23 protein-coding genes are annotated in these 26,291 nt (G+C 66.2%); 14 read left to right on the top strand and 9 right to left on the bottom strand.

The window, feature by feature from the left end; all coding sequences use genetic code 11:
• Positions 1-253: 253 nt before the first annotated feature.
• From GDN70_RS32415 to GDN70_RS32400, 4 genes are all read left to right on the top strand, one after another.
• A complete protein-coding gene (locus tag GDN70_RS32415) occupies positions 254-2,590 on the top strand; it encodes a Tex family protein (protein ID WP_028140431.1) in 2,337 nt (778 codons plus the stop codon).
• A gap of 245 nt (positions 2,591-2,835) precedes the next feature.
• The gene (locus GDN70_RS32410) at positions 2,836-3,282 is read left to right on the top strand and encodes a hypothetical protein (protein ID WP_028140430.1); all 447 of its coding nucleotides are present in this window, start codon (positions 2,836-2,838) and stop codon (positions 3,280-3,282) included.
• Between the two features lie 100 nt (positions 3,283-3,382).
• Positions 3,383-4,075 (top strand): response regulator transcription factor, encoded by a 693-nt coding sequence (locus tag GDN70_RS32405; RefSeq protein ID WP_038948196.1) that lies wholly within the window; start codon positions 3,383-3,385, stop codon positions 4,073-4,075.
• Complete coding sequence (locus tag GDN70_RS32400; RefSeq protein ID WP_152103531.1) at positions 4,062-5,132, top strand: HAMP domain-containing sensor histidine kinase; 1,071 nt, start codon at positions 4,062-4,064, stop codon at positions 5,130-5,132. Before GDN70_RS32405 ends, GDN70_RS32400 begins: the two co-directional genes overlap by 14 nt.
• On the opposite strand, the gene GDN70_RS32395 is transcribed toward GDN70_RS32400, so the two are convergent.
• Positions 5,127-5,498, bottom strand: a complete 372-nt coding sequence (locus GDN70_RS32395; RefSeq protein ID WP_028140427.1) for a response regulator transcription factor — start codon at positions 5,496-5,498, stop codon at positions 5,127-5,129. The two genes, GDN70_RS32400 and GDN70_RS32395, sit on opposite strands and share 6 nt — an antisense overlap.
• On the bottom strand, positions 5,495-6,361 hold the full coding sequence (locus GDN70_RS32390; RefSeq protein ID WP_028140426.1) for a S1C family serine protease: 867 nt from the start codon (positions 6,359-6,361) through the stop codon (positions 5,495-5,497). The genes GDN70_RS32395 and GDN70_RS32390 overlap by 4 nt, the downstream gene beginning before the upstream one ends.
• A gap of 185 nt (positions 6,362-6,546) precedes the next feature.
• Here GDN70_RS32390 and GDN70_RS32385 point away from each other — a divergent pair, with 185 nt between their 5' ends.
• The 3 genes from GDN70_RS32385 to GDN70_RS32375 all read left to right on the top strand — a co-directional run bounded on the left by GDN70_RS32385 (position 6,547) and on the right by GDN70_RS32375 (position 11,026).
• Complete coding sequence (locus GDN70_RS32385) at positions 6,547-7,512, top strand: VOC family protein (RefSeq protein WP_028140425.1); 966 nt, start codon at positions 6,547-6,549, stop codon at positions 7,510-7,512.
• A gap of 56 nt (positions 7,513-7,568) precedes the next feature.
• Positions 7,569-8,444 carry a dihydrodipicolinate synthase family protein gene (locus GDN70_RS32380; RefSeq protein ID WP_028140424.1) on the top strand — a complete coding sequence of 292 codons (876 nt, stop codon included), beginning with the start codon at positions 7,569-7,571 and terminating at the stop codon, positions 8,442-8,444.
• A 257-nt stretch (positions 8,445-8,701) separates the two neighbouring features.
• The gene (locus tag GDN70_RS32375) at positions 8,702-11,026 is read left to right on the top strand and encodes a xanthine dehydrogenase family protein molybdopterin-binding subunit (RefSeq protein ID WP_028140423.1); all 2,325 of its coding nucleotides are present in this window, start codon (positions 8,702-8,704) and stop codon (positions 11,024-11,026) included.
• Between the two features lie 223 nt (positions 11,027-11,249).
• Here GDN70_RS32375 and GDN70_RS32370 read toward each other — a convergent pair whose 3' ends face one another.
• The 3 genes from GDN70_RS32370 to GDN70_RS32360 are packed head-to-tail and all read right to left on the bottom strand — an operon-like array spanning position 11,250 to position 14,461.
• The gene (locus GDN70_RS32370) at positions 11,250-12,446 is read right to left on the bottom strand and encodes an acyl-CoA dehydrogenase family protein (RefSeq protein ID WP_028140422.1); all 1,197 of its coding nucleotides are present in this window, start codon (positions 12,444-12,446) and stop codon (positions 11,250-11,252) included.
• Positions 12,447-12,461: 15 nt separating this feature from the next.
• The gene (locus tag GDN70_RS32365; protein WP_028140421.1) at positions 12,462-13,601 is read right to left on the bottom strand and encodes an acyl-CoA dehydrogenase family protein; all 1,140 of its coding nucleotides are present in this window, start codon (positions 13,599-13,601) and stop codon (positions 12,462-12,464) included.
• A 5-nt stretch (positions 13,602-13,606) separates the two neighbouring features.
• Positions 13,607-14,461, bottom strand: coding sequence for an enoyl-CoA hydratase (locus GDN70_RS32360; protein ID WP_028140420.1), 855 nt, complete (start codon positions 14,459-14,461; stop codon positions 13,607-13,609).
• 263 nt (positions 14,462-14,724) lie between these two features.
• On the opposite strand from GDN70_RS32360, the gene GDN70_RS32355 reads away from it, so the two are divergent.
• From GDN70_RS32355 to GDN70_RS35295, 6 genes are all read left to right on the top strand, one after another.
• The gene (locus GDN70_RS32355) at positions 14,725-15,333 is read left to right on the top strand and encodes a LemA family protein (protein ID WP_028140419.1); all 609 of its coding nucleotides are present in this window, start codon (positions 14,725-14,727) and stop codon (positions 15,331-15,333) included.
• A gap of 137 nt (positions 15,334-15,470) precedes the next feature.
• On the top strand, positions 15,471-16,382 hold the full coding sequence (locus GDN70_RS32350; protein ID WP_038971052.1) for a YgcG family protein: 912 nt from the start codon (positions 15,471-15,473) through the stop codon (positions 16,380-16,382).
• Between the two features lie 4 nt (positions 16,383-16,386).
• On the top strand, positions 16,387-16,884 hold the full coding sequence (locus GDN70_RS32345) for a TPM domain-containing protein (protein WP_028140417.1): 498 nt from the start codon (positions 16,387-16,389) through the stop codon (positions 16,882-16,884).
• Between the two features lie 289 nt (positions 16,885-17,173).
• Positions 17,174-18,148, top strand: a complete 975-nt coding sequence (locus tag GDN70_RS32340; RefSeq protein ID WP_173015971.1) for a hypothetical protein — start codon at positions 17,174-17,176, stop codon at positions 18,146-18,148.
• Positions 18,149-18,240: 92 nt separating this feature from the next.
• Positions 18,241-19,752 (top strand): hypothetical protein, encoded by a 1,512-nt coding sequence (locus tag GDN70_RS32335; RefSeq protein WP_152103529.1) that lies wholly within the window; start codon positions 18,241-18,243, stop codon positions 19,750-19,752.
• Positions 19,753-19,777: 25 nt separating this feature from the next.
• Positions 19,778-19,942 (top strand): hypothetical protein, encoded by a 165-nt coding sequence (locus GDN70_RS35295; protein ID WP_162832258.1) that lies wholly within the window; start codon positions 19,778-19,780, stop codon positions 19,940-19,942.
• A gap of 70 nt (positions 19,943-20,012) precedes the next feature.
• Here the strand turns inward: GDN70_RS35295 and GDN70_RS32330 are convergent, their stop codons facing one another.
• The 3 genes from GDN70_RS32330 to putA form a co-directional block, all read right to left on the bottom strand.
• Positions 20,013-20,660, bottom strand: coding sequence for a glutathione S-transferase family protein (locus GDN70_RS32330; protein WP_028140414.1), 648 nt, complete (start codon positions 20,658-20,660; stop codon positions 20,013-20,015).
• 327 nt (positions 20,661-20,987) lie between these two features.
• Positions 20,988-22,193 carry a CaiB/BaiF CoA-transferase family protein gene (locus GDN70_RS32325; RefSeq protein WP_028140413.1) on the bottom strand — a complete coding sequence of 402 codons (1,206 nt, stop codon included), beginning with the start codon at positions 22,191-22,193 and terminating at the stop codon, positions 20,988-20,990.
• Between the two features lie 115 nt (positions 22,194-22,308).
• On the bottom strand, positions 22,309-25,320 hold the full coding sequence (putA, locus tag GDN70_RS32320; protein WP_152103528.1) for a bifunctional proline dehydrogenase/L-glutamate gamma-semialdehyde dehydrogenase PutA: 3,012 nt from the start codon (positions 25,318-25,320) through the stop codon (positions 22,309-22,311).
• Positions 25,321-25,433: 113 nt separating this feature from the next.
• On the opposite strand from putA, the gene GDN70_RS32315 reads away from it, so the two are divergent.
• Complete coding sequence (locus GDN70_RS32315) at positions 25,434-25,895, top strand: Lrp/AsnC ligand binding domain-containing protein (protein WP_018317238.1); 462 nt, start codon at positions 25,434-25,436, stop codon at positions 25,893-25,895.
• A 170-nt stretch (positions 25,896-26,065) separates the two neighbouring features.
• Here GDN70_RS32315 and GDN70_RS32310 read toward each other — a convergent pair whose 3' ends face one another.
• Complete coding sequence (locus GDN70_RS32310) at positions 26,066-26,266, bottom strand: cold-shock protein (protein ID WP_008134691.1); 201 nt, start codon at positions 26,264-26,266, stop codon at positions 26,066-26,068.
• Positions 26,267-26,291: the final 25 nt, after the last annotated feature.

Below are 26,291 nucleotides of genomic sequence, written 5' to 3'. Positions count from 1 at the left end.
ATCTCGCCCGCATTGTGCCGTGCGGCCTCCTGGATCCCGGCTCTGCACCGCATCGCTAGCGCGCTGCAGCGCGTCCGGGACACGAGCAGCACGTCCCCACGAATGTGGCGAGATCGCATCTGTTCGACAAAAAAATCCCCTGTCGACGGTCCTCCGCGGTACCTTGATGAATCAACCCCGGTTGGTCCATAAGCGGCGTCCCGTGGCCGGTGGTTCGCCCCCGCGTTGCGTGCTTGGATAGAGGAATTCTCGCGTGGCAAATATCAACCAGAAAATTGCGCAGGAGCTTGGGGTTCGGGCGGAGCAGGTCGAGGCGACGGTGACGCTGCTCGATGGCGGCGCCACGGTTCCCTTCATCGCCCGCTACCGCAAGGAAGCGACCGGTGCGCTCGACGACGCGCAATTGCGCACCCTGGAGGAGCGCCTGGGTTACCTGCGCGAGCTCGAGGACCGCCGCAAGGCCATCCTCGAATCAGTCCGCGAGCAGGGCAAGCTCGATGCCGCGCTCGAGGCCTCCATTCTCGCCGCCGACAGCAAGGCCCGTCTCGAAGACATCTATCTGCCGTTCAAGCCGAAGCGCCGCACCAAGGCGGAGATCGCCAAGGAGGCCGGCCTCGAGCCGCTCGCCAACCAGCTGATGGCGGAGCCGACCAACGATCCGAAGGTCGTGGCCGAAGGCTTCATCAACGCCGAGAAGGGCGTTGCGGATGCCGCCGCCGCGCTGGATGGTGCCCGCGCCATCTTGGTCGAACGCTTCGACGAGGACGCCGATCTGATCGGCGCGCTTCGCGAGGAAATGTGGACCAATGCGCGCATGGCCTCCAAGGTGCGCGACGGCAAGAAGACCGAGGGCGAGAAGTTCGCCGACTATTTCGAGTTCTCCGAGCCGCTGACCAAGCTGCCCTCGCACCGCATCCTCGCGATGTTCCGCGGCGAGAAGGAGGAGATCCTCGACCTGCAGATCCAGGCCGAGGCCGAGGCGCCGCCGCCGGGCGTGCCCAGCGCCTATGAACTGAAGATCATGAAGCGGTTCGGCATCGCCGACCTCAAGCGCGCCGGCGACCGCTGGCTGATCGACACCGTGCGCTGGGCCTGGCGCACCAAGATTCAGGTCCATCTCAATATCGACCTGCGCATGCGGCTGTGGAACGCCGCCGAGACCGAGGCCGTGCGCGTGTTCGCCTCCAATTTGCGCGATCTCCTGCTGGCCGCGCCGGCCGGCACCCGCGTCACCATGGGGCTCGATCCCGGCTACCGCACCGGCGTCAAGGTCGCCGTCACCGATGCGACCGGCAAGGTGGTCGATACCGCCGTGATCTATCCGCACGAGCCGCAGCGGCAGTGGAACGAGTCGCTCGCGATCCTCGGCAAGCTCGCACTGAAGCATCGTGTCGAGCTGATCGCGATCGGCAACGGCACCGCCTCGCGCGAGACCGACAAGCTCGCAGGCGATCTCGTCAAGGGTCTGGCCGAGCTGAAGATGACCAAGATCGTGGTGTCGGAGGCCGGCGCGTCGGTCTATTCGGCCTCGGCGTTCGCCTCGGAGGAATTGCCCGGTCTCGACGTCACCCTGCGCGGCGCGGTCTCGATCGCGCGGCGTCTGCAGGATCCGCTCGCCGAGCTCGTCAAGATCGAGCCCAAGGCGATCGGCGTCGGCCAGTATCAGCACGATCTCGGCCAGGCCAAGCTCGCAAAATCGCTCGACGCCGTGGTCGAGGATTGCGTGAACGCCGTCGGCGTCGACGTCAACACCGCGTCCGCACCGCTGCTGGCGCGTGTGTCGGGCGTCGGCTCGGGCTTGGCGCAGAGCATCGTGGCGCATCGTGATGCCAACGGCCCGTTCAAGTCGCGCAAGGCGCTCAAGGAGGTGCCGCGGCTCGGGCCGAAGGCGTTCGAGCAGTGCGCCGGCTTCCTGCGCATCCTCGGCGGCGAGGACCCGCTCGACGCGTCCGGCGTGCATCCGGAAGCTTATCCGGTGGTGCGCCGGATCCTCAGCGCCACCAAGAGCGACATCAAGGCGCTGATCGGCAGCAGCGAGATCGTGCGCACCTTGAAGCCGAAGGATTTCGTCGACGAGACCTTCGGTCTGCCGACCGTCACCGACATCTTGAAGGAATTGGAAAAGCCCGGCCGCGATCCGCGTCCGGCGTTCAAGGCCGCCGTGTTCAAGGAAGGCGTCGAGGAGATCAAGCATCTCCAGAAGGGCATGATCCTCGAGGGCACCGTGACCAACGTCGCCGCGTTCGGCGCCTTCGTCGACATCGGCGTGCACCAGGACGGCCTCGTGCACATCTCCGCGATGTCCAAGACCTACATCAAGGATCCGCGCGAGGTGGTGAAGCCCGGCGACATCGTCAAGGTCAAGGTGCTGGACTTCGAGGTCGCGCGAAAGCGCATCTCGCTGACCTTGCGCCTCGACGACGAGGTCGGCGCCAAGAAGGACGCCCCCGGCATGCAGCGCGACAACAGCTCGCGCAACCCTTCCCGCATGACGTCGTCCGCACCGCGCAAGCAGGAATCGTCCGGCGGCGGTGCGCTCGCCGAAGCCCTGCGCCGCGCGGCGGAGAAGAACAACGGCAAGCGGGCGTGAGATCTTAACCTCTCCCCGCCCTTTGCGGGGAGAGGTGAGCTGCTCGACGGTGGAAAGCTTTCTCCACGTCGTCATTGCTTCGTCGCAAGGGCTCCTCGCAATGACGGGGAGAGAGTTGGGCTCCCTCTCCCTAACACCCGCGTCAGAATCTGGCGCGTTTGTAAGTTGAAGGCGCCGCTCGCTTCCTCTCATCTGATCGTCCTCGTGCGGCGTTAAGACCGCCGCACTGCAAGGAGGATGCTTCGATGAACAGCAGGCTTCTCAAAGGCCTCACCGCGGTGACGCTCGCCGCGGTGATGGCGGCAGCTTCACCGGTGCTCGCCAGAGGCGGCGGTGGCGGACATGGCGGCTTCGGCGGTGGTGGCCATTTCGGTGGTGGTGGCCATTTCGGTGGCGGCGGGATGCGCGCCGGCGGCTTTAGCGGCATGCATGTCGGCGGGATGGGCGGCGCGCGCTTCGCCCATGTCGGCGGTCCCGCCTTTGGCGGCGCACGCTTCGCGCATGCGGGGATCGGGCCGCGGTTCGCCGGTGCCGGCTGGCACGGTCACCGCGGCTTCCACCATCATCATTTCCGTCGTTTCGCCGTCTTCGGCGCGCCCTTCATTTACGCCGGCTACAATGACGGCTGCTGGCGCAGGAGCTGGACGCCCTACGGATGGCAATGGGTCAATGTGTGCGGAGACTATTGGTAGTCGCATCGCCGTACCGCACCATTGTCGCGGTCGCCACCGGGCGGTTCCGTCCAGCCCCGGAACGGGATAGTCTGGTGGCGATCGTCGCGCGGAGTTTTGCATGACCGGAGGTCACCGTCGCATCCTGGTCGTCGAGGACGATCCGGAAACCGCAGGCCAGCTCGTCGAGGAATTGACGACCTCCGGCTACGACGTCGATCTCGCAGCCAACGGCCGTGAAGCCCTGAGCCACGGCGCCGCGCGCGACTATGCCGTGATCACGATCGACCGCATGTTGCCCGATATCGACGGCATCAGCGTGATGCGGCAATTGCGCGACGACGGCGTCGCCGCGCCGTTCCTGATCATCTCCGCGCTCGGCGAGGTCGATGATCGCGTCCGCGGCCTGCGCGCCGGCGGCGACGATTATCTCGTCAAGCCGTTCTCCTTCACCGAATTGCTGGCGCGGCTGGAGGCGCTCGGCCGCCGCAGCGAGACCATCGCCAAGGAGACGCTGCTGCGGGTCGGCGATCTCGCCATCGACCTGATCGCACGCAACGCCAGCCGCCGCGGCCGCAAGATCCCGCTGCTGCCGCGCGAATTCCAGCTGCTCGAATATCTCGTCCGCAACGAGGGCCGCGTCGTCTCCCGCGCGATGCTGCTCCAGCACGTCTGGGACTTGCATTTCGACCCCTCCACCAACATCATCGACGTCTATGTCGGTCGCGTCCGCCGCAAGGTCGACGATGCCCAGGCCTATCCGCTGATTCATACCATACGCGGCATCGGATATTGCCTCCGTGCTCCTGGTTAAGACGCTCCGCTCCTCGACCTTCCGCCTGGCGCTGATCGCGATCGCGGCCTTCGGGCTGATCGTCGCGGCGATCATGGCCTATGTCTATTTCGGCACGCTGGCCTATGTGGAGAGCCGGGTCGGCGACGCCGGCGATCACGGCGGGTTCACCGCGATGATCGAGCTTGCGATGGCCGCGGTTGCCGTGCTGCTGCTGGTGCTCGCCGGGCTCGCCGCCGTGCTGGTGACGCGGCGCACGGTGGGGCGGATCGAGGAGATCAACGCCACCAGCCGCGCCATCATGCTTTCCGGCCTCGACCAGCGCATCCCCTTGCGCGGCAGCCATGACGAATGGGACCGCGTCGCCGAAAACCTAAACCAGATGCTCGACCGCATCGAGACGCTGATGGGCGAGGTCAAGCAGGTCAGCGACAACGTCGCCCACGATCTGCGCACGCCGCTGACGCGGATGCGCGGCCGGCTGGAAAAGGCCTATCACCACGAGCGCAACAGCGAGGCGGATGCCGCGCTGATCGGCGACACCATCGCCGATCTCGACGCCGTGCTCGGCATGTTCGCCTCCATCACCCGGATCTCCGAGATCGAGACCCGCGCCCGCACCGGCGCCTTCCGCGCGCTGAACCTGACTGAAATCGCCGGCGAGGTCGTCGAGCTCTACGACGCCGCCGCCGAGCAGGTCGCAACCCGCCTCAGCCTTGCCGGAGACCGCCAGGTGCCGATCACCGGCGATCGCGACCTGCTGTTCGATGCCATCGCCAATCTCGTCGACAACGCGATCAAGCACGGCCGGCCGGGCGGGCAGGTGACCGTGACGTGCCGCAGCGCCGAGGGCGGCGCGGTGATCGCGATCGCCGACGATGGTCCGGGCATTCCCACGGAGGAGCGCGATCACGTCTTCAAGCGCTTCTACCGGCTCGAGCAGAGCCGCTACACGCCGGGCAACGGGCTCGGTCTCAGTCTCGTCGCCGCGGTCGCGCGCCTTCACGGCGCGGGAGTAGCGCTAAGCGACAATGCGCCGGGCCTGACGGTCGAACTCAGCTTCCCGATCGCGCTATAGCTCGATCACGCCGCGGCGTGCCGCATGCGCCACCGCGTCGGTGCGGCCGGTGGCGTCCAGCTTGTCGAGCAGCGAGCCGACATGGAATTTGACGGTGTGCACGGAGATGCCGAGCCGTCGCGCGATCATCTTGTTGGAGGCACCCTCGGCCATCAGCGCCAGCACGTCGAGTTCGCGCTGCGTCAGCGCGATGTCGGCGGGCATGATGCGTGGATCGCGGGCGACGATCGTCGCCGTGGCGGCCTCGCCCGGCGCGGCAAGGCGAAGTCCGGCGATATTGCCGAGCAAAGCCGCCAGGCGATCGGCCAGCGCAGGATCGTCGATCTCCAGCGACAGCACGATTTCCGGTGCGTTGTCCTCGCTCACGCCTCCGGCCTCTCGCCGACCGTGACCTTGAAGCTGACCGGCTCGCCGCCGCGGCGCGCCGCGACATCGACCACCGCGCCGACGCTCGCAGGTCCCAGCGTTCGTGACAGCGCGCGCACGCCTGATAGCTTCTGGTCGTTGACCGCGACGATCACGTCGCCCTGGCGGATGCCGGCCGCGGCCGACGGACCGGCCTTGTCGACATTCATCACCATCGCGCCGATGCCGTCGTCGAGCCGGACCGGCTGGAGCCCGAGGCCGAGATATCCGCGCGCGATGCGGCCGCGCGTCTCGAGTTGCGCCGCGACCCGCTCGATCGTCGCCGTCGGGATCACCAGCACGCGCCGCGGCCCGAGCACGGCCATGCCGAAGGCTTCACCCGAAGCATCGAGTGCGAGGCCGCCCTGCTGGCTGGCGCGCAGGCGGACATCGAGCTCGATCCGCGCATCGATCTCGCCGCCGCGCAAGGAGCGCCAGCCGCTGCCGGATGCCGACACCAGCCCCAGCGCGGCACTCGGCGTCTCGCGGTTGGTGGCCACCACGATCGACAACGCGCCGAGGGGCGGGACGGTTGCGGCGAGCTTGACCGGGGCAACAGCGGCCTCAGTGCGTAGCAGCGCGATATCGGTGGTGTGGTCGCGGCCCACGATCGTGGCGGCCGCCCGGCTGCCGTCGGGCAAGCCGATTTCGACCTCGCCCTCATCGGCCAGCGCCTCGTCGGCGGTGACGATCAGGCCTCCCTTCCAGACGAAGCCGGTCGCGCGGGAGCGATGCGAGTGCACGGAGGCGACAGAGGGCGCGGTGTGCGCCACTACGTCCGCGAGGGCGGACGATAGTGAGGACAGGGGAGTTGGGTCGGTCATGGCTGACTCCTGTAAGCTGCCCCAATCTGGGATGTCGGGGGGAAACGCGAAACTGGCCGGTGGTCAGGACAGAGCCTGTTACGGCCGACGAACATGTGATTGGGAGCGGCTCACGGGAACGTGTAGCAATCGGCCCGAGATTGCGCCTCACGGCCTTAAGCCCTTTCAGCGAGCCCTGACTGACCATGACCATCGACCTCACCCGCCGCACCCTGCTGCAACTCGCCGGCGCGACCTCGCTGGCCATGGCGGCCGCGGCCGCGGCGCGCGCCGAGGGCACCCCGCAGGGCGGCGGCCCGACCTATGCCAGCCGCACGCCGATGCGGGTCGGCATGGTGACGCTCCGGGTGAAGAATCTCGACAAGGTCGCGGACTACTACCGCGATGTCATCGGCCTCACCGTGATGGAGCGCTCGGCGACTGCGGCGAAGCTCGGTACATCAGGCATTGCGCTGCTGGTGCTGGAGGCCCGCCCCGATGCGGCAATCGAGCCGCGCAATGCCGCCGGCCTCTATCACACCGCCTTCCTGATGCCGACCCGCAAGGACCTGGCGCGCTGGCTTGTGCACGCGGCCTCGCACCGCGTGAAGCTGTCGGGCTTTGCCGATCACCTCGTCAGCGAATCCGTTTATCTCGATGACCCCGAAGGCAACGGCATCGAGGTCTATGCCGACCGCGATCCCTCGCAATGGCAATGGAGCGAGGGCAGCGTGAAGATGGCGTCCGACGAGCTCAACATTCCCGACCTGCTGTCGCTGACCAATACGCGCGTGCCTGATTACGCCAGGGCACCGGACGGAATGCGCATCGGCCACATGCATCTGCGGGTCGGCGATCTCGCGCAGGCCGGAGGCTTCTATCATGGCGCGATCGGCCTCGATCCGACCCGCAGCCGCAATGGCGCCGCGTTCCTGTCGTCGGGGCGCTATCATCATCACCTCGGCATGAACGTCTGGCAGAGCCAGGGCGCCGGCCAGCGCGACGATCAGATGACTGGTCTCGCCTGGTTCTCGCTGGTCATGGCGAAGCCGGAGCTGCTCGCCGCGCAGGAAGAGCGCCTGCGCAAAGGCGGTGCGAAGGTCACGGCGCTTGCCGACGGCGTGGAGGCGATTGATCCCTGGGGCACGCGAGTACGCTTGCTCAAGGTTTGATCGCGGGGTCGGGCATTGCTAAGACCCATCGGGTGCCAGCTTCCGGAGCCCCCGACATGTCCGAATTCCACGGTGTCTTCCCCTACCTCGTTTCCCCCGTCGATGCCGACGGCACGGTGCGCACCGGCGTCCTCGCAAAGCTCTGCGACGATCTGATCGGCGCCGGCGTGCACGGACTGACGCCGCTGGGCTCGACCGGTGAGTTCGCCTATCTCAGTGCCGCGCAACGCACGGCGGTCGTGCAGACCACGATCGAGGCGGCGAGGGGCCGGGTGCCCGTGATCGCGGGCGTCGCCTCGACCTCGACGGCGGATGCGGTGGCGCAGGCGAGGGCCTACCAGAAGTGTGGGGCCGACGGCATCCTCGCGATCCTGGAGGCGTATTTTCCGCTCAATGATGCCCAGGTCGAAGCCTACTTCCGCGCCATCGCGGATGCCGTCGACATTCCCGTCGTCATCTACACCAACCCGCAATTCCAGCGCTCGGACCTCACCCTCGACGTGATCGCGCGCCTCGCCGAGCATCCGCGCATCGGCTACATCAAGGACGCCTCGACCAACACCGGTCGGCTGCTCTCGATCATGAACCGCTGCGGCGATGCCTTGCGGGTGTTCTCGGCCTCCGCCCACATCCCTGCCGCGGTGATGCTGATCGGCGGGCTTGGCTGGATGGCGGGACCGGCCTGCATCATCCCGCGCCAGAGTGTCGCGCTCTACGACCTCTGCAAGGCTGGCCGCTGGGACGAGGCCATGGCGCTGCAGCGCCGGCTGTGGCGCATCAACGAGGCCTTCGCCCGCTTCAATCTCGCCGCCTGCATCAAGGCCGGGCTTTCGATCCAGGGCTACGACGTCGGCGACCCCGTCCCGCCGCAGGCGGCGCTGACGGCCGAGGCGCGACAGGTGGTGGAGGCGGCGCTGCGTGAGCTGGCGTAGCTTCCGTAGGGTGGGCAAAGCGACTTGTCCGCCGTAGCTCGAAGAGCGAAGGCGGAAGCGTGCCCACGACTTTTCTCGACGTCCAAGAGATCGTGGGCACGGCGCAAGTGCGCCTTTGCCCACCCTACGGATTCGCGGGTCGCGGGACAGCATGCCGAATCCGCGGATATCCCGCCCAAAACCGCGGCTGGTATGCCCTTGATCGATCCGCTAAAAGGCTGCCCGCAGTTTCGAAAAGACCTCAAGGACCCCACGGAATGAACATTCTTCCCGGCAATTTGCGTTTCGGAGCGGGGCAGCCCGTCAAGCGTTTGGAAGACCAGCGGCTGCTGACCGGGAAGGGGCAATTCATCGACGACAAGCCGGGCGACGGCGCCCTGTGGCTCTACGTCCTGCGCTCGCCGCATGCCCACGCCAAGATCGTCTCGATCGACACCAGTGCAGCCGCCGCGATGCCGGGCGTGACCGCGATCTACACCGGCGCCGACCTCGTCAAGGACGATGTCGGCAGCATCCCGACGCTGAGCATCTTCAAGCGCCCCGACGGCAAGCCGATGACAGTGCCGCCGCGCCGATTGCTCGCCCATGAGGTCGTCCGCTACGCCGGCGAGGCCGTGGCGGCCGTCGTGGCGTCGTCCCGCGTCGAGGCGCAGAGCGCGGCAGAGGCAATCGTCGTCGAGTACGACGTGCAGCCGGCGGTGGTCGACCCCGTCGAGGCCGTGAAATCGGGCGCGCCCGTGGTGTGGCCGGAGGCGCCCGACAACATCGTCGGCGCGATGGCTTACGGCGATGCCGCCAAGGTGGACGAGGCGTTTGCCAAGGCGGCGCACACCGTCGAGCTCGACCTCGTCAGCCAGCGCCTCGTGCCGTCCGCGATGGAGCCGCGCTCGACCATTGCCGAGATCGACAAGAAGACCGGCCGCCTGCTGCTGCACGTGCAGTCGCAGACCCCGGCCTCGACCCGCGACGTGCTCGCCGAGGCCGTGCTGAAGCGTCCCAAGGACAGCGTGCGCGTGCTGGTCGGCGACATCGGCGGCGGCTTTGGCCAGAAGACCAACCTCTATCCCGAGGACGGCATCGTCGCTTACGCCGCAACCAAGCTGAGCAAGAAGATCCGCTGGCGCGGCGATCGCACCGACGAGTTCGTCGGTGGCACCCACGGCCGCGATCTCACCTCGACGGCGTCCTTCGCGCTCGACGAGAAGGGCAAGGTGCTGGCCTATCGCGTCAAGTCGATCGGCTGCACCGGCGCCTATTCCTCGGGCGCGGCCAACATCATCCCGCTGGTGCTCGGGCCGTTCGTGCAGACCGGCGTCTACGATCTGCCGCTGGTGCATTTCGAGGTGAAGTCGGTGATGACTCACACCGCGCCGGTCGGCGCCTATCGCGGCGCGGGCCGGCCCGAGGCGGTGTTCATCGTCGAGCGCCTGTTCGACGCCGCCGCGCGAAAAATCGGCATCGATCCGCGCGCGATCCGCAAGGCCAACTACATCAAGCCGGCCCAGCTGCCCTACACCAATGCCGCCGGTCAGGTGTACGATTCCGGCGCCTTCGCGCACATGCTCGACCGCGCCGTGAAGCTCGCCGACTGGGACGGCTTTGCCGCGCGCAAGAAGGCGGCGAAGAAGAAGGGCCTGCTCTACGGCCGCGGCCTCACCTCCTACATCGAATGGACCGGCGGCCGCGCCCACACCGAGAAAGTCAGCCTGCACGCGACCTCGCAGGGCCGCGTCGTGCTGCATTCCGGCACCATGGCGATGGGGCAGGGGCTGCAGACCACCTACACCCAGATGATCTCCGACACGCTCGGCATTGCCATGGACAAGATCGACGTCGTCCAGGGCGACACGGATCTCGCGATGGGCTTTGGCAGCGTCGGCTCGCGCTCGCTGTTCGTCGGCGGCACGGCGGTCGCGGTCTCCTCCAACGATCTGATCCAGAAGGCGCGCGAGAAGGCTGCGAACGTGCTGGAGACCTCGGTCGAGGACATCGAATATCAGGGCGGCATGCTCACGGTGGTCGGCACCGATCGCCGCATCAGCCTGTTCGACATTGCGGAGAAGGAGAGCGGGGCCAAGCTCAGCGTTGATTCCGAAGGCGAGGTCGATGGTCCGAGCTGGCCGAACGGCACGCACATCTGCGAGGTCGAGATCGACCCCGAGACCGGCGTCTCCAAGGTCGTGCGCTACACCACCGTCGACGACGTCGGTGTCGCCGTGAACCCGATGCTGGTCACCGGCCAGATCCATGGCGGTGTTGCGCAAGGCATCGGCCAGGCGCTGTATGAGGGCGTCTCGTATGATGCCGACGGCCAGCTCCTCACCGCCAGCTACCAGGATTACTGCATCCCGCGCGCCGACGATGTGCCGCCGATCGTGGTGACGCTGGACGATACCGCGCCGTGCCGCACCAATCCGCTCGGCGCCAAGGGCTGCGGCGAATCCGGCGCCATCGGCGGCCCGCCTTGCGTCACCAACGGCGTGATGGACGCACTCGCCGAGCTCGGCATCACCCAGCTGAACACGCCGCTGACACCGCAGAAGGTCTGGCAGGCGATCAAGGAGGCGAAGGCGGCGGGGTAGTCGTTCGCTCCAAACTCCGCTGTCGTCCCGGACAAGCGCGCCATAAGCGCGCGCCGATCCGGGACCCATAACCACAGGGAGTGGTTGTGGCGCGAACTGGTAACTCCGAATCCCCGCAATCACATCTCCCTGTGGCTATGGGTCCCGGATCTGCGCTTACGCTTGTCCGGGACGACAGTGGAGTGTGTAGTGCTCGCTCGCGCCAAATGCTCGGGCTGCGGCGCTAAATCCCCAGCATCATCTTCGCAATAATATCGCGCTGGATCTCCGAGGTGCCACCGAAGATGGTGTAGGCGCGGCCGTTGAGATATTCCGGCACCATTGTCAGCATCTCCTCCGGCGTCGCCGGTTCGTGGTTGAGCTTGTAGAGTGGACGCATCGGTTCGACGGCGAGGGCGTCGTGGCCGATGACGTCGACTCCGAGCCGCGTCACGGCCTGGCGGATTTCACTGTTGCGCAGCTTCAGGATCGACGACACCGCGCCGGGATTCTGTCCGGTCTGCAATGCCGAGAGCACGCGCAGCTCGGTCATTTCAAGCGCGTCGATATCGACTTCCACCTCCGAGATGCGCGCCGCGATATCGGGGCTGTCGATGGCGCGGCCGGTCAGGTCCGATTCGGCGAGATCCGAAATCGCTTTCAGCCCCTCGCGCAGCTTGGCCGAGGCGATGCCGGAGCCGCGCTCGAACTCGAGCAGATATTTGCCGTAGGTCCAGCCCTTGCCTTCCTCGCCGACCCGGTTGGCCACGGGCACGCGGACGTCGTCGAAGAACACCTGGTTGACCTCGTGGTCGCCGCCGATCGTCAGGATCGGGCGTATCGTGATCCCCGGCGTCTTCATGTCGATCAGGATGAAGCTGATGCCGTCCTGCTGCCGCGGCCCGTCGCTGGTGCGCACCAGCGCGAACATGCGGTTGGCGTGATGCGCATGCGTGGTCCAGATTTTTGTGCCGTTGATGACGTAGTCGTCGCCGTCGCGCACCGCGCGCGTCTTCAGCGAGGACAGATCGGAGCCGGAGCCCGGCTCGGAATAGCCCTGGCACCAATAATCCTCGCCGGAGAGAATCCGCGGCAGGTAGAAGTTTTTCTGCTCGGGCGAGCCGAACCCGATGATGACGGGCCCGACCATCTTTACCCCCATCACATTGACGTTCGGTACGCCGGCCCGTGCGGATTCGGTCTCGAAGATCCAGCGCTGCGCCGGCGTCCAGCGCGGCCCGCCATGCTCGACCGGCCAGCCCGGCGCGCCCCAGCCCTGCCTGTGTAGCGCGCGCTGCCAGGCCATGCCGATATCAGGGTCGGAGAATACCGACGGCGTCAGCGCGGTCGCGCGCTTCATCTCCTCGGTGAGATTCTTGGCGATGAAGCCGCGCACCTCGTCCTGGAAGGCGCGCTCCTCGGCATTGAACGACAGGTCCATGAGGCTCTCCCGATATCAGGCCTTGCGGCCAAGTTCGGCGTGACGGGCATAGTGGTGCGCGCTGCCGCCAAACAGCGTGTCGAAGGCGACCAGCCGCTTGAAATAGGCGCCGACCTCGAGCTCCTCGGTGACGCCCATGCCGCCATGAAGCTGGATCGACTGCTCGCCGACGAACCGTGCGCATTTGCCGATCTTGGCTTTCGCGGCAGACGCCGCACGGGCCCGCTCGACCGGCGGGCTATCCGCCTTCAGCGCAGCCCGCAGCGCCATCGAGCGCGCCTCGTCAACCTGCATCGCCATGTCGGCGAGGCGATGGCGGATCACCTGGTTGGCCGACAGCGGCCGTCCGAACTGCTTTCGGATCTTGGTGTATTCGAGCGTGGTGTCCAGCAGCGTCTGCATGATGCCGACGGCTTCTGCGCCGAGCGCGGCCATGGCGCGGTCAATGGCCCATTCGATGGCCGGCAGCGCGTCGTGGCTGTCACCGAGCAGGGCGTCCTCCGGCAGATGCACGTCGGACAGCTCGATGTTGCAGGCGCGTCCGCCGCCGAGGCGCGGATAGTCGCTGACGACGAGGCCAGGCGTCGTCGCCGGCACGAGGAACAGGCCGATCCGTCCCGAAGGCCTCTGATGATCATGAATGTGCGCGGAGACGATGATCTCATCGGCGGCATGGCCGTCGAGCACGGCGATCTTGCTGCCGGCAAGGCGCCAGCCGTTCGCCGTCTTGTTGGCTGATGTCGCGACCTTGGCGAGATCGAACCTCGCCGCGCGCTCGGAATGCGCAAACGCAAGCTTCAAGGATCCATCCGCGATCTTCGGCAGGCTCTCCTGCTTCTGCTCATTGGTGCCGCAGCGGTCGATCAGTGCAGCACCCAGCACCACGGTCGCGACATAGGGCTCCGACACCAGCCCGCGGCCGAACGCTTCCATCAGGATGCCGATCTCGACGGCACCGCCGCCTAGCCCGCCGAACTCTTCCGCAATCGGCAGCGCCAGCCAGCCGAGCTCGGCGAACTGCTTCCACACCGCCGGGCTGAAGCCGAGTGGATCGTTCGCCATCTTGCGGCGGTGATCGGCATCGTAGCTTCCGGCCACGAAGCGCTCCGCGCTCTCGCGCAGCAGTCTTTGCTCGTCGCTGAGGTTAAGATCCATCGCAATTACTCCGCGGCCGCCGGCGGCTTGCGCACGGAGGGATGCAGACCGGAGGGATCGACGATCATGCCGAATTCCTGAAGATTGTGGGCGTGGCAGAGCTGATGCAGCGCGAAGGCCTGGTCGATCGCGGCGGGCTGGCCCATCACGTCGACGGAGCGGTTCACCGCTTCCTTGGTCATCTTCAGCGCGAAGGCCGGCTTTGCGGCGATCCTGCGCGCCAGCTCCAGCGTGCGCGCAGAAAGCTCCGCGCGTGGCACGACCTGATTGACCATGCCGAGCTGCCGCGCCACCTCGGCGCTCCAGTTGTCGGCGGTGAACAGGAACTCCTTGGCCTTGCGCGCGCCGAGCTCCCAGGGGTGCACGAACCATTCGACGCCGCAGACGCCCATGGTCACCACGGGATCGCAGAACTGCGCGTCGTCGCTGGCCATGATGAGGTCGCAGGCCCAGGCCAGCATCAGTCCGCCGGCGATGCACTTGCCGTGCACCTCGGCAATGGTCGGCTTGGCCAGGTTGCGCCAGCGCCGGGTGATCTGGAGATAGATTTCCTGCTCGCGCGCGAAGCGGCCATGGGCATTTGGTTCAGCAAAACCGCCCCAATTTCCGATCGGTGGAAAATCGACACCGGCGGTATTCTTGCCGCCGGGACGCAGATCATGGCCGGAGGAGAAATGCGGACCGTTGCCGGCGAGGATGATCACCTTGACCGAGTCGTCCTGCACCGCCGCGTCGAAGGCGGCGTTGAGGTCGTAGGTCATTTGCAGGTTCTGCGCGTTGCGCGCCTCCGGCCGGTTCATCACGATCCGGGTGATCGCTGGATCCGGCCTCTCCACGAGGATGGTCTCGAACGAGGTCATCGCGTTCCCCCGGTGTTCTGTCTTATTGTTTCGTCGAGTTGACTATGTCGGTCAGGGATAGGCAAGAGGCTTGCGTCAGTCGGCTGGGGTGCGCAGCGCAGTCATTCCGGGATGGTCCGAAGGACCAGACCCGGAATCTCGAGATTTTCAGGTGCGCAAGGGCGCACCATAGCTCGCTTCGCGCCCCGGAATGAACCCGAAAAGCTGGTACCGCGTTATCGCTATCTGATATTGAGTTACGGGATTCCACCGGGAGAAATTTAATGCGCAAGATCCTGACCGTGCTGGCGGCGCTGGCCTCGCTGAGCCTCACCAATTGCGGCTACAACGCGATCCAGAGCGAGGACGAGCAGATCAAGTCCAACTGGTCCGAGGTCGTGAACCAGTATCAGCGCCGCGCCGACCTCGTGCCCAATCTCGTCAACTCGGTGAAGGGCTTTGCCCAGCAGGAGAAGGACGTGCTGCTGGGCGTCACCAATGCCCGCGCCAAGGTCGGCAGCGTCCAGGCGACGCCCGAGGTGCTGAACGATCCGGCCGCCTTCCAGAAGTTCCAGGCCGCGCAGGGCGAGCTCTCCAGCGCACTGTCGCGGCTGCTGGTCGTCACCGAGAACTACCCGCAGCTCAAGTCGGACGCGCTGTTCAAGGATCTGATGTCGCAGCTCGAGGGCACCGAGAACCGCATCACGGTGGCGCGCAACCGCTACATCAAGGCGGTGCAGGATTACAACGTCACCATCCGCTCATTCCCGAGCAACCTCACCGCCATGATGTTCGGCTACAAGGAGAAGCCGAACTTCTCGGTCGCAAACGAGAAGGAAATCTCGACCGCGCCGAAGGTGGACTTCAACCCGGCGCCGGCACCGTCGAAGTAAGCGCGCGCCGTTTTGCAATGCGCCAAGCTCCACCCACCGCCGTCATTCCCCGCGAAAGCGGGGAATCCAGTACGCCGCGGCTTCACGGCTCATGCACTGCGGCCTCTGGAATACGGGATCGCCCGCCTTCGCGGGCGATGACAGCGAGGGTGTGGCGAGCGTATTCGGTGGTCGCCTCACTTGTCCTCGCCATCGCACTCGTCTTCGCGCTCCCCGCCTCAGCCGACGTCGCCGTCCCCCAGCTCACCGGCCGCGTGGTCGATCAGACCGGGACGCTGTCCAGCAGCGAGACCGCCGCGCTGTCGCAAAAGCTGCGTGACTTCGAAACACGCAAGGGCAGCCAGATCGCCGTCCTGATCGTGCCGACCACGCAGCCGGAGACGATCGAGCAATTCTCGATCCGCGTTGCGGAGGCCTGGAAGATCGGCCGCAAGAAGGTCGACGACGGCGCGATCCTCGTCGTCGCCAAGAACGACCGGCATCTGCGCATCGAGGTCGGCTACGGCCTCGAAGGCGCGCTCACCGACGTCACCTCGCGCCGGATCATCGATGAGATCATCACACCGAAATTCAGGAGCGGCGATTTCGCCGGCGGCATTGCCGACGGCGTCGAGCGCATGATGCGGGTGATCGACGGCGAACCCTTGCCGGTTCCCTCGCCCACCGTGAACTTCGGCAGTCTCGACGATCTCGCGCCGCTCTTCATCGTCACGCTGTTCGTCTCGGTGGGCATCGGCGGCGCCTTCCGGGCCGCGCTCGGACGGCTGCTCGGATCGTTCGTGACTGGAGGCATCATTGCGGCGCTGACCTGGTTCATTCTCGGGTCTTTCGCACTTGCCCTCGCGCTGGGTGGTCTCGGCTTCATCATCGGATTCGTCGCCGATCTGTTTTCGGTGATCACGCCGGGCACTGGCCGCTCGCGCGGCGGCTCCTGGTCGAGCGGCTCCTCGTCGGGCGGCTGGAGCAGCGGATCGTCGAGCAGTGACAGTGGCGGCTTCAGCGGCGGTGGCGGCAGTTTTGGCGGCGGCGGCGCCTCGGGGAGCTGGTAGCGGTATGAGCATCAAGCGCATCGCCAGACATCTCGTGCAGCATCATTGGCGGGCAAAGCAGATCTTTCCGCCGGCCGTGCTCGCCCGCATCGAGCAGGCGATCAGGCAGGGCGAAACCACCCATTCCGGCCAGGTCCGCTTCGTGGTCGAAGGCGCGCTCGACGGCGCGCCGCTGTTCCGCAACCAGCCGGCCCGCGAGCGCGCGCTCGACGTGTTTGCGCATCTGCGCATCTGGGACACCGCGCATAACAACGGCGTCCTGATCTATCTCCTGCTCGCCGACCGCGATGTCGAGATCGTCGCCGATCGCGGCATCCACGCCAAGGTCGGTGCCGAAGGCTGGGAGAGCATCTGCCGCGCCATGGAGGCGGAGTTCAGGTCGGGCCAGTTCGAGCGCGGCGTAATCGACGGCATCACGGCGGTGTCGCGCGAACTGGCGCGGCATTTTCCGCCCGGCGCATCGCATGCGAACGAGCTGCCGGATGCGCCGGTCGTGATGTGAACGGAGCGCGCTCCGTTCTCTCACCGTCATCCCCGCGCAACGGCTCCGCCGTTGCGCGGGGATGACGGAAGTGACAAGGGACGCCCAGCGCCTATTCCGCGGCCGTTCATCTTCGCCCGATTACAATTTGTTTCACGCCCGCCACACCGGTTCCACTTTCCCGGCCAAATTCGGCCCCGGATAACTTCCTAAAATTTCGGTAAGCGGGTCCGCAGGTAAGGATTTCGCAAGCAATGAAAGTTACCAAAAGGTCAACCCAGACTGGAGTATTTGAGCCGTGAGCGAACCAATGCCCGAGCAGGCTGCCCAGGACGCCGGCGTCGTCGAAGCTGCTGCGACCGCGCCGCAGGCCAATGAGGCCGCTGGGATCGAGGCTCCCTCGATTGCGCCGGACCATGAGGCGCCACCCAAGCCGGATCCGGTGAAGATCGAGCCGCCGAAGATTGAGGCATCCCGGATCGACGTGCCGAAGCTCGAAGCCAAAGCCGAAACCAAGCCCGAGCCGAAGCCCGGCAAGCTGATCGTCATGGCGCCGTCGGAGCGGAACTGGGACCGTGAGGATTTTGCTCCGCATGTGAAGGCGGAAGAGCCGCGTGAGACCGGCAGCAAGCGCCGCCTGTCGGCGATGGCCGCGGTGGTGGCGATCGCCGCCGGCGTTGGCGCCATCAGCGGCGCGCTCGCAACCGCCGGCATGATGCATTTCGCCGCCCCGGCCCAAGCGCCGGTGCAGGTCGCCGACACCAGCGCGCTCGATGCTTCGGTCGCCCGGATCGATGCCGACCTCGTCGCGCTCAAGGCCAATGTCGACCACAGCTCGAAAACCGGCGTCACCCAGTTCAACCGGGCCAACGACCGCCTCGACAAGCTCGAGAAGGCGCAGGCCGAGCCGATGGCCAAAATCGCAAAGCTGTCCGAGACCGTCGACAAGCTCCGCGCCACGCCGCCCGCCGCCCCCGCGCAGGCCGCAGCAGCGGTGCCCAAGGAGACCACCGGCTCGATCGCGCCGACCCAGGTTGCGACCGCCGCCGCCGCGCCGGCCCCAGTAGCTGCCGCACCCAAGACCGAGGTCGGCCGCCTGCCGACGGTCGAAGGCTGGCGGCTGCGCAACGCCGGCAATGGCGGTGCGCTGATCGAGGGCCGCGACGGGCTCTACGAGGTCTATCCCGGCGATCCCATCCCCGGCCTTGGTCGCGTCGATGCGATCCGGCGCCAGGACGGCCGCTGGGTGGTCGTCACCAGCAAGGGCCTGATCACCGGACGCTGAGCGGCTCGGATACGACTTTCGAAAGGCGCTTCACCACCATGTGAAGCGCCTTTTTGCTTGAATAGGCGGACCGCCGCGGTGTTACCTCAGGCATGAGCCGCGCGTTGCGAATTTTCCTTGCTGCCGCCGTGTTGTTCGGCGGTACTGCCGCGCTGTCGGCCGCGCAGACCCCGTCGCTGACGCGCGGCACCGCCATCACCGATCCCGATCTGCTGCGCAAGCTCGACGACGGCGACGCTCTCACGCTCCAGCACCTGTTGGCGCCGGAGCGCAAAGCGAATGGTTCGCTGACGACCGACCGGCTGTTTTCAGAGCTGTCCCAGCTCAAGGACATTCCGCCGGCGATCGATGCGGAGTTCGAGCGCTACATCACAGGGCAGAAGGCGGCCTATCCGAGCGAGACCATCGGCGTCGGCGAGGGCTTTGACGTGCAGCTGTTCGATCGGGCCGTGCTGAAATCGCGCGACACGCGCTTCGTGCTGGCCGGCATCGTCAACCGCATGGACCGCGCCTACGCCTCGGAGGAGTCCTGCGGCGAGATCCGACTGATCTATCGGCTGGCGCGTTTCGACGGCACAACCGCGACGCGGCTGCCGATGACGCTCAATCTGGTGATGAAGGCGCGCGATGCGCGCCAGACGGACGCGAACGGCAAACCGATCAATTGCGCCGAACTCGCGCGGCGCTGGCTCGACAACGGCAACTGGCAGGAGCTGATCGGCAGTCGAGACGACGCCATGCTCGATCGCATCGAGACCAACATCCAGCTCTCGGTCGCGGCCAAGTCGGCGCTGCATGACTTCCGCTCCGACTATCTGCTCAAGGTGTTCAAGTACAATTCCGCCACGAAGGCCTTCGAGGAATCGACGCTGGAGAACCAGATCGACCGCGACCGGATCATGGCGGACGAGGCGCTTCGGCGCGACTTCAAGGATTGGCTGCTCGCACCCGAGCATCTTCGCGAGTTCGATCGCGGCACCGTGCTGATCCCCGAGAAATTCCTGGCAAGGAGTGCGGTGGTGCCGACGCCGGCCGGCCTCGATGCTTCGGCGCTGCAGCCGGAATTCGGCTTGATGCAGGCTGAGGGGGAGGGCAAAGCGGTCTTCGCCGATAACGACGTGGTCGGTGCGTTGAAGCAGGCGGCCGCGCGCGGCGACATGCAGAACATCCGCTCGGTCGCGGGCTTCCAGCGCCGGCTCAACGACGTCACCTGTTCAGGCTGCCACCAGACTCGCGGCATCGGCGGCTTTCACTTTCCGGGCGTCGATTGGCTGGCGGACAGGCCGTCCAATGCGAGCATCGTACCGGCCTCGCCCCACTTTCTCGGCGACCAGCCCCGCCGCCGCGACATCCTGACCGCGTTCGCCGCAGGCAGACGCCCTGATTTCTCACGCGGATTTGCCAGCCGGCCGCAGACCCGCGGCAGCCGGGAGCTCGCCGGGAGCGAATATCAGGACGGCTGGGGCGCGCATTGTTCCCTGCAAGATGCGGGATCGGGAACGCGAGATGAGAGTTTTACGTCATGGAGCTGTGCTAACGGTCTCACCTGTCAGGCTGCCCCGGCCTCGCGCCGCATCGGCATGTGCTTCATCAAGACGCGTTGAGCCCGCAAAGCGATTTGGATGATTCATGACGAATACCGGCGACGCCAACAAGGAGCGCAATCGCGAGATTGCACGCAACGAGGAAGTCAAGCAGGTCACCGGCGGCGCCCGCGTCAGCATCTGGGCGATCGCGATGGCCGTTATCGTCGGTGGCATCCTGTTCACGCTCGGCTGGCTGTCGCTGCGGTAGCTGCGCTCTCTTTCGTCATGGCCGGGACAAGCCCGGCCATGACGGGGCTGGGGGTTCAGTGCTCGCACCCTCACGTCGCGTAGTTCGTCATCCGCTTGCCCGGCAGCAGCTCGTACGCCGGCTTCCAGCCGGGCAGTGCGGCCATGCGGCCGAGCCAGGCGTGGATGGCAGGATGGCTCGTGGCGAAATCGAAGCCGTGCTCGTCGCTCGGATAATGCAGATAGGCCATCATCGAGATGTCGGCGACGGTCGGCCTAGTGCCGATCGCGAAGGCGTTGTGCTGAAGATGCCCGTCCAGGATGCCGAGGAAGTCCTCGAGCCGGCGGCGAAAGTGTTTCAGCACTTGCGGATCGTTCTTCTCGGTGAAGGCCCGCATGAAGCGATAGGTCGCCATGTAGCCGGTGAGCTTGTGGTTGTCCCAGAACAGCCAGCGCAGCAGCTCGAACTTCTCTTCCTCCGTGTCGGCGCCGAAGCGGCCGTACTGCTCGGCGAGCTTCAAGAGGAGCGGCGCAGTCTGCGTCATCTTCAGCCCATCGACTTCGAGCACCGGGATTTCGCCCATCTCGTTGACCGCCTTGCGCCATTCTGCCGTGCGCGTGACGCCGCCGCCGAAATCGGTCCAGACCGGCTCGAACCTCTCGCCGCAAAGCGTCAACATCAGCGCCAGCTTGTAGCTGTTGCCGGATTCGGGGAAGTAGTGCAGGCGGTAACTGGGCATGGGACCTCGCGGCGTGGTTTTGGGCCGGTAGTTTATAGCGAGATCGCCCGGCATCGTCATTGCGAGCGTAGCGAAGCAATCCAGCAATGCAGCCGCGGAGATACTCTGGATTGCTTCGCTGCGCGCAATGACGGAGGTCGTGAAGACGGGCTGTCTCCCCGCTGTCGTCCCGGACGAGCGAAGCGAAGATCCGGGACCCATAGCCACAGGCCGTGGTTTGGCGAAGACTCGGAGTGACCAGTCGCGCCCACAACCACTCCCTGTGGTTATGGGTCCCGGGCTCGCGCTTTGCGCGCCTCGGGACGACGGCGGAGTGTGAGTGCGCTCCTAGCCCACCGCCCCCGACGACCTCAGCTGCTTGATCGCCGCTTCGTCGTATCCCGCCTCGCGCAAAATCTCGTCACTGTGCTCGCCGACAGCGGGCGGCTTGCGCGGCTGGACCTTCTTGGTGCCGTCGATCCAGATCGGGCTGGAGATGGTCAGCATGGTGTCGTTCTCGAACGGCACCAGCACCTCGTTGTCGAGCATCTGCTTGTCGTTGGGGATGTCGTCGAGAATGCCGACGATGCCGAACACGAGGCCGTTGCCGTCGAGAATCTTGCGCCATTCGGCAAGATCCCTGGTCGCGAAAGTCTCGTCGAAGATCTTGATCAACTCCACCGAACGGGCGTGACGGTCGGGTTTGGTGGCGAAGCGCGGATCGGTGATGAGGTCTTCGCGTCCCAGACATTTCGCCAGCGTCGGAAACTGCTTCTCCTCGCTCAGCAGCGACAGGATCAGCCAGCGGCCGTCCCTGCATTGATAGTGGTTGGCGACTGCGTTCAGCGCGCGCTCACGCGGACGCCGCTCGCCGAACTTGGCGCCGCAGAGTTTTGCCTGCGCCAGCACGCTCGCGGCCCACACCCCGTTCGCCATCAGATTGGAGGCGACGTGCGAGCCCTTGCCGGTCTTCTCGCGCTGATAGAGCGCGGTGACGATGGCGCCGTAGAACGCCATGGCGCAGGGGTGGTCGCCCATGCCGGCGACCGAGCGGGCCGGGGTGGTGTCGATGTCGGCACGGACCAGGTCCATCAGGCCCGAGCGCGCCCAATAGGCATTGCTGTCGAAGCCGGGCTTGTTGGCCTCTTCGCCCTTCTCGCCATAGCCGGTGAAGGAGGCGTAGATCAGCCGGTCGTTGAGATGGGCGAGGTGATCATGGGTGATGCCGAGCTTGGCGCGCACCGGCGGCGGCATGTTGGTGATGAAGACGTCGGCCTCTGCCACGAGCTTGTAGAGCACGGCCTGCGCCTCCGGCTTGGCAAGATCGAGCGCGATGCTCTTCTTGTTGCGGGCTTCCAGCAGCCAGGCGAAATTGTGCTCGCCGGTCGGATAGCCGGGCAAATTCGGCAGATTGCGGTAGGGATCCCCGGCGCCGGGCGGCTCGATCTTGATGACGTCGGCGCCGAAATCCGACAGCACGGTCGCCGCCGCGGGCGCTGCGATGAAGCTCGCGCAGTCCAGAACCTTCAGGCCTGAAAAGATGCCTTTTTCCATCGCGGCGTTGCTCCCTCGCTCTTGTCGTTTCCCGCGCGCTGGAATTGGTGCGGGCTGGTGATGGAGCAATTAGACTGATGTTTTGCCGGGATGCAACGGCGCTCGGCGCAGGGCCTCACTCCTCCCCCGCAAGCAACGCCGCATTGCCGCCGGCTGCGGCCGTATTGATCGTCACGGTCTGCTCGGTCGCGAAGCGCGCGAGGTAGTGCGGGCCGCCGGCCTTGGGACCGGTTCCGGACAGGCCGTTGCCGCCGAACGGCTGCACGCCGACCACGGCGCCGATCATGTTGCGGTTGACGTAGATGTTGCCGACCTGCACGCGGTCGATGATGGCCTCGATGGTGTCGTCGATGCGGGAATGGACGCCGAGGGTGAGGCCGTAGCCGGTGCGCTCGATCGCCTGCAGCACGCGTTCGAGGTTTTCGGCACGGTAGCGCACGACGTGCAGGATCGGGCCGAACACCTCCTCGGTGAGCTGGCCGGCGTCTTTGAGCTCGAAGATGTGCGGCGCGACGAAGCAGCCTTGCGGCGCGTGGCCTGCAAAGTGCAGTCGCGCCTCACTCTTCATCCGCGCGATATGGGCGTCCAGCCGCTGCTTGGCCTCCATGTCGATCACCGGGCCGACATGGGTCGCGACGTCACGGGGATCGCCGATCTTCAACTCGCGTGCCGCGCCCGCGATCATCTCGATCATGCGGTCGGCGACGTCCTCCTGCACGAACAAGAGCCGCAGCGCCGAGCAGCGCTGGCCGGCGGAGCGGAACGCGGAGGTCACGACGTCGTCGGCGACCTGCTCGGGCAGCGCGGTGGCATCCGCGATCATGGCGTTGATGCCGCCGGTCTCCGCGATCAGCGGCACGATCGGCCCATCCTTGGCGGCGAGCGTCCGGTTGATGTTGCGGGCGACCTCGGTCGAGCCGGTGAAGACGACGCCCGCGATATCAGCGTGCGCGGTCAGGGCGGCACCGATACGGCCGTCGCCGACAACGAGATGCAGCGCATCTTTCGGGATGCCGGCCTCGTGCAGCAGGGCCACGGCCTCGCGCGCGATGCGCGGCGTCTGCTCGGCGGCCTTTGCCACCACGCTGTTGCCAGCCATCAGCGCCGCCGTGACCTGGCCGAGGAAAATCGCCAGCGGAAAATTCCACGGCGAGATCGCAACGAAGACGCCGCGGCCACGCATCGCGAGCGCGTTGCTTTCGCCGGTCGGGCCTGGCATTGCCGCATCAACGCCGAACAGCTTGCGGCCCTCTGCGGCATAATAGCGGCAGAAATCGGCGGCCTCGCGCAGCTCCGACAGCGAATCGTCGAGCGTCTTGCCGCCCTCGATTTGCAGCAGCGCGATGAAGCGGGCGCTGCGGCTCTCCAGGAGATGCGCGGCCTGCTCCAGCGCCGCCGCGCGCGTGGCCGCAGGTGTCCGGCTCCAGGCCGCAAAGCCGACACGCGCGGCAGTCACTGCCGCGTTGGCTTGATCCGGCGTGGCATCCGCAATCGGCTCGAGCTCGGTCGCTGCGGCTTTGACGTCAGCGAGCAAATGATCGAGCGCGACGCGTGCGCCGAACTCGACGCCGCGCGAATTGCGCCGCTCCGGCGCGTAGAGATCACCGGGCAACGGGATTTTGGGATGCGCCGCCGCTTGCGGCCGGACGATGGCGTCCGCCGGTCGCTGCAACAGCGCTGGCACCGGAACGCGATAATCGGCGGCCTGCGCCACGAACGACGAGTTGGCGCCGTTCTCCAGCAAGCGACGCACAAGATACGCCAGCAAATCGCGGTGGCTGCCGACCGGCGCATAGGTGCGGTAGGCGATATCAGGATGATCCTTGGCGAGCTGCTCGTAGAGCGCTTCGCCCATGCCGTGCAGGCGCTGGAATTCGAATCCGCCGCTCTTCCCGGCAAGCTCCAGCACGGTCGCGACCGTCAGCGCATTGTGGGTGGCGAATTGCGGGAAGATGCGCGGCCGAAGACTCAAAAGCTTCGTCGCACAGGCGACGTAGTTCAGATCGGTCATCGCCTTGCGCGTGAACACGGGATAGCCGTCGAGCCCGCGTTCCTGCGCGCGCTTGATCTCGGTGTCCCAATAGGCCCCCTTGACCAGCCGCACCATCAGCCTGCGGTCATGCGCGCGGGCGAGCGCGTCGACGTAATCGATCACCGCGCTGGCGCGCTTCTGATAGGCCTGGATGGCGAGGCCAAATCCGTCCCAACCTCTCAGCGAGGGATCGGCGAGCGTTGCGGCGATCATTTCGAGCGACAGCTCGAGCCTGTCTGCCTCTTCGGCATCGACGGTGAAGTTGAGGTTATGCGCTTTGGCGCGCCGCGCGAGGTCGAGCAGCAGCGGCACCAGCTCGGCCATCACGCGGTCGCGGCTGATCGCCTCGAAGCGCGGATGCAGCGCCGAGAGCTTGACCGAGATGCCGGGCCGGTCGGGCAGGGGATTGCTGCCCGCAGACTTGCCGATCGTCTCGATCGCACTCGCATAGGCATCGAAATAACGCCTGGCATCGGCGGCCGTGCGCGCGCCTTCGCCGAGCATGTCGAAGGAATAGCGCGGCTTCTGGCCGGAGCGCGGCCGGCCCCGTTCCAGCGCCTGCTCGATGGTCTCGCCCAGCACGAAATGACTGCCCATCAGCCGCATCGCCTGGCGCGTCGCGGTGCGCACCGCAGGTGCGCCCAGCCGCTTCACCAGACGGCCGATGGTGCCGTCGGGCGTCTCGCCGGGCTGGATCACCCGCGCCGACAGGCCGAGCGCCCAGGCCGAGGCGTTGACCAGGAAGGCCGTGGACTTGGTCTCGTGGTGGATGAAGTCGCCCTCGCCGAGCTTGTCCTCGATGAACTGGTCGGCGGTGCGCGCGTCCGGCACGCGCAGCAGGGCCTCGGCCAGCACCATCAGCGCCAGCCCCTCCTTGGTCGAGAGCGCGAACTCCCGCAGCATGTCCTCGACCCCGCCAAGACTACCTGCAAGACGGTCGTCGCGCTTGCGGATCGCCTCGATCAGCCGGGTCGCGGTGCGGTCGATCCGGGCCTCCTGCGGCGCGGACAGATGCGATGCCGGCAACAGGCGCGCGGCGATCTCGGCATCATCGGGCGCGTAGGGGGCGGTGAAGGGCGGCGGGATGTTCGGCATGGCGTGTCCTGTGGCTAGATCCAGGATAAGGCCCGCGTGACCGTAGTTCGATAGACAATCTAGCCAATTTGCCTTAGAAAATGAAGACAAGAAGCAACTTGGCCTGATTAAACATGGAACTCGATCGAATCGACCGGAAGATCCTCTCGATTTTGCAGGAGGATGGGCGCATCGCCAATGTCGAACTCGCCGAGCGCATCGGGTTGTCGCCAACCTCGATCGGCGAGCGGCTGAAGCGCTTGCAGCGGGAGGGCTTTGTCGAAGGCTATGGCGCGCGGCTCAACCCGCACCGGCTCGGCCTCGGTCTGTTGGTGTTCGTCGAGGTGCTGCTCGACAAGACCACGCCGGACAATTTCGAACGTTTTGCGCGCGCGGTGAAACTCGCGCCTGAAGTTCTGGAGTGTCACATGGTTGCCGGCGGCTTCGACTATCTTGTGAAGGCGCGGCTCGCGGACATGGCGGCGTATCGACGCTTCCTCGGCGAGACCCTGCTGTCGATGCCGGGCGTGCGCGAGACGCGGACCTATGCGGTGATGGAGGAGATCAAGCGCGACGCACCGTTACCGGTGGGCTGACGAAGTGCCGTCGCGATTGTCATTGCTGAGGCGTTGAACGAGCGGTCCTCGCGGGAAAATAGCTCTCCGTGTGCAGTCGCAACGCCTGTCGTCGAATGCACTGGCCGTCTTCTAAAATTTTCTTGGCCCGGCCCCCGGATCGATCCGGGAGGCAGCAAAAGCTGGCGGGCTTATACTTTGAGGTTCTCTGCGGAGGTCTTGCCCCGGTTTGCGATCTCTTCGTATTCCACCGTCTGTCCTTCGTTCAGGGACGACAGACCGGCTTTCTGCACTGCCGAGATATGCACGAACACATCCTTGCCGCCCGACGCAGGCTGGATAAATCCATAACCCTTCGTCGGGTTGAACCACTTGACCGTACCTTTAGCCATCACGACTTCTCCGCGGGTCTTCCTC

Origin of the sequence: Bradyrhizobium sp. TM102 (genome assembly GCF_009176685.1) — a bacterium.
In the GTDB taxonomy this organism is placed as follows: Bacteria; Pseudomonadota; Alphaproteobacteria; order Rhizobiales; family Xanthobacteraceae; genus Bradyrhizobium; species Bradyrhizobium ottawaense.
This window is presented reverse-complemented; position numbering and strand designations above follow the sequence as displayed.

What these genes read in the sequence shown, in the direction of transcription:
- GDN70_RS32410 (WP_028140430.1), top strand. Translation starts at nt 2,836, where the DNA reads ATGAACAGCAGGCTTCTCAAAGGCCTCACCGCGGTGACGCTCGCCGCG.
- GDN70_RS32405 (WP_038948196.1), top strand. Translation starts at nt 3,383, where the DNA reads ATGACCGGAGGTCACCGTCGCATCCTGGTCGTCGAGGACGATCCGGAA.
- GDN70_RS32390 (WP_028140426.1), bottom strand. Translation starts at nt 6,361, where the DNA reads ATGACCGACCCAACTCCCCTGTCCTCACTATCGTCCGCCCTCGCGGAC.
- GDN70_RS32385 (WP_028140425.1), top strand. Translation starts at nt 6,547, where the DNA reads ATGACCATCGACCTCACCCGCCGCACCCTGCTGCAACTCGCCGGCGCG.
- GDN70_RS32380 (WP_028140424.1), top strand. Translation starts at nt 7,569, where the DNA reads ATGTCCGAATTCCACGGTGTCTTCCCCTACCTCGTTTCCCCCGTCGAT.
- GDN70_RS32375 (WP_028140423.1), top strand. Translation starts at nt 8,702, where the DNA reads ATGAACATTCTTCCCGGCAATTTGCGTTTCGGAGCGGGGCAGCCCGTC.
- GDN70_RS32370 (WP_028140422.1), bottom strand. Translation starts at nt 12,446, where the DNA reads ATGGACCTGTCGTTCAATGCCGAGGAGCGCGCCTTCCAGGACGAGGTG.
- GDN70_RS32365 (WP_028140421.1), bottom strand. Translation starts at nt 13,601, where the DNA reads ATGGATCTTAACCTCAGCGACGAGCAAAGACTGCTGCGCGAGAGCGCG.
- GDN70_RS32360 (WP_028140420.1), bottom strand. Translation starts at nt 14,461, where the DNA reads ATGACCTCGTTCGAGACCATCCTCGTGGAGAGGCCGGATCCAGCGATC.
- GDN70_RS32355 (WP_028140419.1), top strand. Translation starts at nt 14,725, where the DNA reads ATGCGCAAGATCCTGACCGTGCTGGCGGCGCTGGCCTCGCTGAGCCTC.
- GDN70_RS32350 (WP_038971052.1), top strand. Translation starts at nt 15,471, where the DNA reads ATGACAGCGAGGGTGTGGCGAGCGTATTCGGTGGTCGCCTCACTTGTC.
- GDN70_RS32345 (WP_028140417.1), top strand. Translation starts at nt 16,387, where the DNA reads ATGAGCATCAAGCGCATCGCCAGACATCTCGTGCAGCATCATTGGCGG.
- GDN70_RS32340 (WP_173015971.1), top strand. Translation starts at nt 17,174, where the DNA reads ATGCCCGAGCAGGCTGCCCAGGACGCCGGCGTCGTCGAAGCTGCTGCG.
- GDN70_RS32335 (WP_152103529.1), top strand. Translation starts at nt 18,241, where the DNA reads ATGAGCCGCGCGTTGCGAATTTTCCTTGCTGCCGCCGTGTTGTTCGGC.
- GDN70_RS35295 (WP_162832258.1), top strand. Translation starts at nt 19,778, where the DNA reads ATGACGAATACCGGCGACGCCAACAAGGAGCGCAATCGCGAGATTGCA.
- GDN70_RS32330 (WP_028140414.1), bottom strand. Translation starts at nt 20,660, where the DNA reads ATGCCCAGTTACCGCCTGCACTACTTCCCCGAATCCGGCAACAGCTAC.
- GDN70_RS32325 (WP_028140413.1), bottom strand. Translation starts at nt 22,193, where the DNA reads ATGGAAAAAGGCATCTTTTCAGGCCTGAAGGTTCTGGACTGCGCGAGC.
- putA (WP_152103528.1), bottom strand. Translation starts at nt 25,320, where the DNA reads ATGCCGAACATCCCGCCGCCCTTCACCGCCCCCTACGCGCCCGATGAT.
- GDN70_RS32315 (WP_018317238.1), top strand. Translation starts at nt 25,434, where the DNA reads ATGGAACTCGATCGAATCGACCGGAAGATCCTCTCGATTTTGCAGGAG.
- GDN70_RS32310 (WP_008134691.1), bottom strand. Translation starts at nt 26,266, where the DNA reads ATGGCTAAAGGTACGGTCAAGTGGTTCAACCCGACGAAGGGTTATGGA.